Genomic DNA, 6,955 nt, shown 5'->3' with positions numbered 1-6,955 from the left:
GAAACGCGACGTCGAGCGGCAGCTTGTCACCCAGCCAGGCGCAGCGGACGGTGTGAACGCCAGCATGGCCGAGGCCGGTTTAGGGGTGGATGAGGATGTCGAGGCCGTGGCGGTTCAGCATCAAAAACGGCACCACCTGTCCGAACAGTTCGGGCGTGAAGGCCACCTGGTACATGGGTTTGCTGTGCGGGCCGACCGGCTGCTCGCGCCAGCGGCCCATGCGCACCGCAAAGCGGTGTTCGAGCTGCTCGCGCAGCCAGGCGGCCACCGGCCGGGTGGCGGGGTCGAAGTAGACGTGTGCGTGGTACTCGGCCACGGCCTGTGGCAGCAGCACGGGGAAAGTCTGCATGGGGCGGGGTCTCCATACCTTGGGCAAGCGCTCGATCGAGCAACGCGTGCCCGATGAACCGACGATTTGTCGAGCGATTCTGTCCGGGGCGGGGCTGCGGCCTGAATCGAGGGCATACGCCATTGATTCGTTGCGCGTGGCGCCGGCGTGTGCCGCGCGGACGCGAGCCGAAAAGTTCCACGGATGGAAGTTTTCATTTCCCTGACGCCGGCGGCGTTGGCCGATTATCGGCTGCGGCGACCGCGGGAGCGCCGTGTCACGGTTTTGTGACGGTGTGAAACGTAGATTGGCCCGACGTTTGCCGCGCCAGTGCGCGGTCTGGCAGGGAGCGCAGCGTTGATGCCGGCGGTCGAGACGGGGCGCGGGGTGGGCAGGACCAGTTTTGCGACTGACGTTGCGGCCGGCGCGGTGGCGATCGCTCACGCCCGCGTGCCGGGGCGGGTGCGCCTGCGCCTGGCGCGCCTGCGCGGCGCGCCGCAGCTCGCCCGACGGCTCGAAGGCGAGCTGCGCGGCAGGGATGGCATTTGCGCCGTCAGCGCCAATCCGCTGACCGGCGGGGTGCTGATTCACCACGACGGCGCCTGGTGTGCGGACCGGCTGGCGCAGCTGGTGAGCGCTTGCGTGGGCGAGGCGCCGTCCCGGCCGGCACCGGTGCCAGCGCGGATGCCGGTCAACGGGGCCGACCCGCCCGACCGCGACGATGACTGGCACGCCCTGTCGGTGGCGCAGACGCTGGCACGTCTGGATGCTGCGGCGCAGGGGCTCGACGGCGCGGCCGCCGCGCAGCGCCTGGCCCGGTACGGCGCCAATGCGCTGCCGGCGCCGCCGCGGCGGTCCGATTTGAGCATCCTGCTCGGCCAGTTCACCGGCCTGCCGATCGTGCTGCTCGGCGCTTCGGCCGGGCTGTCGCTGGCCACCGGCGGCCTCGCCGACGCGCTCGCCATCGCCGCCGTGCTGATGCTGAACGGCGGCATCGGTTTTTTCACCGAGCGCCAGGCCGAGCGCACCATCAGCGGCCTCGACGCCGCCGTGCCGGAGGTGGCGCGGGTGCGCCGTGACGGCGCCTGGCAGGACCTGCCGGCCGAGGCGCTGGTGCCGGGTGATGTGGTGTGGCTGCGGGCCGGTCACCGGGTGCCGGCCGACTGCCGCCTGCTGGCGGCGACCGATCTGACGGTCGACGAGTCGGCACTGACCGGCGAGAGCCAGCCGGTGGCCAAGCGCGCCGAGCCGGTGCTGGCGCCGGACACGCCGCTGGCCGAGCGCATCAACCGCGTGTACAAGGGCAGCGCGGTGACCGGCGGCGATGGTCTGGCGGTGGTGGTCGCCACCGGCGCCGGCACCGAGATCGGCACCATCCAGGCGCTGGCGGGCGCGGCCAGTGCGCCGCAGACGCCGCTGCAAACGCAGCTCGAACGGCTCGGCCAGCAGTTGGTGGTGGTGTCCGGTGCCGCCTGCGTGGGCCTGTTTGGACTCGGTCTGCTGCGTGGCCAGGGCGCGCTGGCGCTGCTGCGCTCGGTCATCTCGCTGGCGGTGGCGGCGGTGCCGGAGGGCTTGCCCATGGTGGCCACCACCACGCTGGCGCTCGGCGTACGGGACCTCAAGCGCCGCCACATCAGCGTGCGCCACCTGGCGGCGGTGGAAACGCTGGGTGCGCTGCAGACCATCTGCATGGACAAGACCGGCACCCTGACGCTGAACCGCATGACCGCCGTCGCCGTGCAGGTGGACGGCGAGCGCCGGCCGGCGCGGGCGGTGCGCGAGCATGCCGCCGCCTGGACGCCGCTGCTGGAAGCCCTGGCGCTGTGCAGCGAGGTGGAAGTGGACGGCGACGGGCCGGACGCGGCGCTGCAGGGCAGTCCCACCGAGACCGCGCTGCTGCGCCTGGCGCAGGAGGGTGGCGTGGCGGTGATGGCGCTGCGCGCGGCCTGGCCGCGGCAGGCGTTGATCGGCCGCGCCGAGCAGCGGCCGTGGCTGACCACGCTGCACCGCGCCGCCGACGGGCGCACGCGGGTGGCGGTCAAGGGCAGTCCGCTTCGGGTGCTGGAGTTGTGTGATCGCTGGCGGCGGGCGGATGGCGGCATCGAGCCGCTCGACGACGCTGCCCGCGAGCAGGTGGCGGCCGCCAACGAGGCGCTGGCCGGCGAGGCGCTGCGCGTGCTGGCGGTGGCGGAAGGCGACGACGAGGCGCAGCTGGCCGGTCATGGCCTCGTCTGGCTGGGGCTGGTCGGGCTGGCCGATCCGCTGCGCCCGGGCATGCGCGAGCTGATCGCGCAGTTCCACGCCGCCGGCATCGCTACCGCCATGATCACCGGTGACCAGAGCGCCACCGCGTTCGCCATCGCGCGGGAGCTGGACCTCGCCGCCGGCGGCGAGGTGCAGATTCTCGATTCCGCCGCCCTGACCAGCATGGAGCCCGAGCTGCTGGCGGCGCTGGCACCGCGCACGCAGGTGTTCGCGCGCGTCAGTCCCGCCCACAAGCTGGCCATCGTGCAGGCGTTGCAGCGCGGCGGGCGGGTGGTGGCCATGACCGGCGATGGCGTCAACGACAGCCCGGCCATGAAGGCGGCGCAGATCGGCATCGCCATGGGCGACGGCGGCTCGCCGGTGGCGCGCTCGGTGGCCGACGTGGTGATCGAGGACGACGAGCTGCGCACGCTGATCGAGGCCATCCGCGGCGGGCGCAGCATCTACGCCAACATCCGCAAGGCCCTGCACTACCTGCTGGCCACCAACCTCAGCGAGATCGAGATCACGCTGGCGGCGGTGGCGCTGGGGCTGCCGGTGCCGCTCAGTTCCCTGCAGCTGCTGTGGCTGAATCTGGCTTCCGACATCCTGCCGGCGCTGGGGCTGGCACTCGAGGCGCCGGAGCCGGATGTGATGCGCCGCCCGCCGCGCGATCCCGCCGAGCCGATCCTGACCGGCGCCGACTACCGGCGCCTGCTGCGCGAGTCGCTGGCCATCAGCGGCGGTGCGCTCGGCGTGTACCTGTGGGCGCTGCGCCGCGCGCCGGGCGGTGCCCAGAGCCTCACCTTCATGACGCTCACGCTGGCGCAGCTGCTGCACGCGCTGGTGTGCCGATCGGACCGCCGCCTCGCGGCCGCCCACCTGCCGCCCAACCCGGCGCTGCGGCGCATGCTGCTGGGCTCGCTCGCCGTGCAGGTGGCGCTGCCCTATCTGCCCGGCCTGCGCGGCCTGCTGGGGCTGACGCCGCCACGGCTGCTCGACTGGGCGGTGATCGCCGCCGGCGCCGGGCTGCCGATGCTGCTGAACGAATTGTCCAAGCCGGACGCCGCCGCGGCCGACACCGCGTCGCCGCCGGCGAAGCCCGCCACCGGAGGCGCCCATGGCCCGTGATTTCGTGTTCGTGTCCGAGTCGGTCACCGAAGGCCACCCGGACAAGTTGTGCGACCAGGTCAGCGACGCCATCGTCGACCGCCTGCTGGCGGCCGATCCGCTGGCGCGCGTCAGCGCCGAGTGCGCGCTGGCGCGCGGGGTGGTGTTCCTGGCGGTGCGCTACGCCGCCGCGGCCAGCGTGGACCTGGCGGAGCTGACGCGGCGGGTGATCGCCGAGGTGGGTTACGACAGCGGCGACTTCAACGCCGCCGACTGCAGCGTGATGACCTCCATCACCGCGCTCGACCCCGCCGAGCGCTACCCGGCCGACGAGCAGCACCTGTCCGACGCCGCACTCGACGCGCTCACCGCGCGCGAGCAGGTCACCGTGTTCGGCTACGCCTGCCAGGACACGCCGGTGCTGATGCCGATGCCGCTGTACCTGGCGCACCGGCTGGCGCGGCGTCTGGCGCTGCTGCGCCTGGGCCGGCAGTTGCCGTGGCTGTCGCCGGACGGCAAGACGCAGGTGGCGGTGCGCTACCGCGACGGCCGCCCGGCGGGCATCCACAGCATCACGCTGCAGGCCGGCTGCCTGCCGGCCGCGCCGCCGCTGGCCGAGGTGCGCGACATCCTGCTGCGCCAAGCCGTGCAGCCGGTGCTGGCACAGGAAGGGCTGGCGCTGGAGGAGCCGGCGCGGCTGTTCGTGAATCCCGAAGCCGGCCTGCCGCCGGCGCCGGGCGGACCCGCCGTGCACGCCGGGCTCACCGGCCGCAAGGGCGCGGTCGACACCTACGGCGAGTTCGCCCGCCACGGCGGCGGCGCGCTCAGCGGCAAGGACCCCGGGCGCATCGACCGCAGCGGCGCCTACGCCGCCCGCCATGCCGCCAAGGCGCTGGTGGCGGCGGGTCTGGCGGCGCGCTGCGAGGTGATGCTGAGTTACTCGATCGGTCTGGCCCGGCCGGTCAGCGTGCAGGTGGACAGCTTCGGCAGCGGTGTGGTGGCGGACGACACGCTGGCGCAGGCGCTGCAGGACACGCTCGACCTGCGCGTCGGTGCCATCGTGCGGCGCTTCAACCTGCGCCACCTGTCGGCGCGTCGCGGCGGGTTTTTTCGGCGCCTGGCGGTTTACGGCCAGGTGGGGCGCACCGATCTTGGCCTGCCGTGGGAGCAGTTGCACGAGGCGGCCGATGTGCGCCGCGCGGCCGGTGTGAGCTGAGGCCGGATTGTGTGAGCGGCCCGGGTTAGGCCGGTTTTAACAGGCTGTTGAAAAACAGCCTGTGAAGGCGAGGCAGGGATGCCTCGCGCGCAAATCAAATACGCAGGTATTTGATTTGTCGGAGCCGTGCCCGGACAGGTGCCGGGCACGGCGAGTTGAAAAAGGGCAGGACAGCCCTTTTTCAACGGCCTGTTAAAGGAATCGCTTACGTCTTGACGCCCCCGGGGCATCGCGCGGGCGTGCGCCGCGCGACGGCGTGGCGGGAGCGGCCTCAGCCGCGGCCGCTGTTTCCCCGGCAACCGTCGCGGCTCACAGCAACGCCGCCACCAGCGCCATGGCGGAGCGCTCGATGAGCTTCTCGGCGAGGCTGGTGGCCACGCTGTGGCCGACGCGCTGCAGCAGGGAGTCGGACTTGCCCGCGGCCGGCGACGCCGGCTGCCACGCCACCATGGCCTTGTCCGCGGCCGGTGGCGGCGCCAGCTCGCGCAGGCGCTCGATCAGTCGCTGCGGATCGCAGCTCCCGGGTGCGTAGTGCACCACCACGCTGCCGGTGCGCGGGCTGATGGCGTGCCGCAGCACGCCGTCGGTCTGCCCGAGCAGGCGGCCGACGGCGTCGGCGTGGTGGTCGTTGTGCTTGATGGCCGGCATGCGCAAACGCAGGCGGCCGGGGACGTGGTGCACGGGGTGGATCATGGCGGCACGCGTGGTGGCCAAAGACGCCGCCAGTGTCGGATGAGCGCGTGACAAAGCAGTGTCAGGCGAGCAGCGCCCGGGCGATGACGAAATAGACCGCCACACTCAGCAGGTCCTGCACCACCGTGCACAGCGGGCCGCTGCCGTAGGCCGGATCATGCCCCAGGCGGTCGAACAGCCACGGCAACAGCAGGCCAAGGCCGCTGGCGACGGTGCCGGCGGTGAGTACCGCCAGCGCCACCACGCTCGCCAGGCGGACATCGCCGAGCGCCAGCCACACCGCCGGCAAGGTGAATGCGGCCAGCGTGAGGCCGACCAGCATGCCGGCGGCGAGCTCCCCGCCCAGCAGACGCCCCAGCGGCGCCCGTACGAACGACAGGCCGCGCACGGCGATGGCCTCGGTCTGGGTGCCGATGGCATCGGCCAGATACACCACCGCCGGCACGAAAAAGGCGACCGCCACGCGCTCGGCGAGCAGCCCTTCGAAGCGACTCACCAGCCAGGTGACCTGCGCACTGCCGGCCAGGCCGAGCAGCAGCCATGGCAGGCGCCCGGCGGCGCGCCGGCGTACCGAGCCCGCCAGGGCGGCCTGCGCCTCGTGGTGGTTGCGGGCGATACCGACCAGGCGGTTCATGTCCTCGACGTGCTCGGCGCGCAGCACGCGCAGCAGGGCGTGTGAGGGCACCGCCCCCACCAGCCGTCCGCCGGCGTCGACTACCGGTACCGCCGCCACCGGTTGCCGCAGCGCCGCGTTGGCCAGCGTCTCGCGGTCGGCGTCGGCGGTGATGCAGTCGCCGACCGGTGCCATCAGCTCGCCGAGCGTACGCTCGGCGGTGGCCGTCAGCACGGTGCCGATGCCGACCACGCCGAGCGGGCGGCCGGCGTCGTCGACCACCCACACGGCATCGGTTGCGTCGTGTGGCGTGTCCATCAGCTCGCGGCGTGCCGCGGCAGCGGTGGTTTGCGGCGCCGCCCGCGGCAGGCGCCGCACCACCCATCCGCCGACGTTCACCGGAGCGCTGGTCACGGCGGCAGTGGCGTCGGGCATGGTGGTGGCTCAGGCTTGTCCGTCGCTGGGCGGCTCGCTGCGTTTGGGCAGCGCCGTGCCGGCGATGTCCTTGACGCCGCCGACCGCCGCGCCGGCCACGTCCTTCACGCCGCCGACCACGCCCACCAGCAGTTCGCGCACGGTGGTGACGGCGCTCTTGCCGATGCTGCCGGCGGCCTCGATGGCGCCATCGGCGGCGCTCTTGGCGACGTCGAGCACGTTGCCGCCGATTTCGCCGGCCCCTTCGAGCGTGCCGTCCACGGCGCGCCGCGCCACCACGCCGACATCGGCGCCGACCGCGGCGGCGCCCTGCACG

Annotated in this window: 5 protein-coding genes and 1 pseudogene; 2 read left to right on the top strand and 4 right to left on the bottom strand. The window is 73.2% G+C overall.

Annotated elements, in window-relative coordinates; translation table 11 throughout:
- Positions 1 to 79: 79 nt before the first annotated feature.
- Positions 80 to 349 carry a DOPA 4,5-dioxygenase family protein gene (locus PHC73_RS10010; RefSeq protein WP_300127461.1) on the bottom strand — a complete coding sequence of 90 codons (270 nt, stop codon included), beginning with the start codon at positions 347 to 349 and terminating at the stop codon, positions 80 to 82.
- 408 nt (positions 350 to 757) lie between these two features.
- On the opposite strand from PHC73_RS10010, the gene PHC73_RS10005 reads away from it, so the two are divergent.
- Both PHC73_RS10005 and metK read left to right on the top strand, forming a co-directional pair.
- Entirely contained in the window at positions 758 to 3,703 is a 2,946-nt protein-coding gene (locus PHC73_RS10005; protein ID WP_300127458.1) for a cation-transporting P-type ATPase, read from the top strand.
- Positions 3,693 to 4,898, top strand: a complete 1,206-nt coding sequence (gene metK, locus PHC73_RS10000) for a methionine adenosyltransferase (protein WP_300127455.1) — start codon at positions 3,693 to 3,695, stop codon at positions 4,896 to 4,898. The genes PHC73_RS10005 and metK overlap by 11 nt, the downstream gene beginning before the upstream one ends.
- 309 nt (positions 4,899 to 5,207) lie before the next feature.
- Here the strand turns inward: metK and PHC73_RS09995 are convergent, their stop codons facing one another.
- The 3 genes and pseudogenes from PHC73_RS09995 to PHC73_RS09985 all read right to left on the bottom strand — a co-directional run.
- On the bottom strand, positions 5,208 to 5,591 hold the full coding sequence (locus PHC73_RS09995) for an HMA2 domain-containing protein (protein ID WP_300127452.1): 384 nt from the start codon (positions 5,589 to 5,591) through the stop codon (positions 5,208 to 5,210).
- Between the two features lie 61 nt (positions 5,592 to 5,652).
- Positions 5,653 to 6,639, bottom strand: a complete 987-nt coding sequence (locus PHC73_RS09990; RefSeq protein ID WP_300127450.1) for a magnesium transporter — start codon at positions 6,637 to 6,639, stop codon at positions 5,653 to 5,655.
- Between the two features lie 9 nt (positions 6,640 to 6,648).
- Positions 6,649 to 6,955, bottom strand: a pseudogene (locus tag PHC73_RS09985) (hypothetical protein); the annotation flags it as partial.

This window comes from Immundisolibacter sp. (assembly GCF_028696615.1).
Classification (GTDB): Bacteria; Pseudomonadota; Gammaproteobacteria; order Immundisolibacterales; family Immundisolibacteraceae; genus Immundisolibacter.
This window is presented reverse-complemented; position numbering and strand designations above follow the sequence as displayed.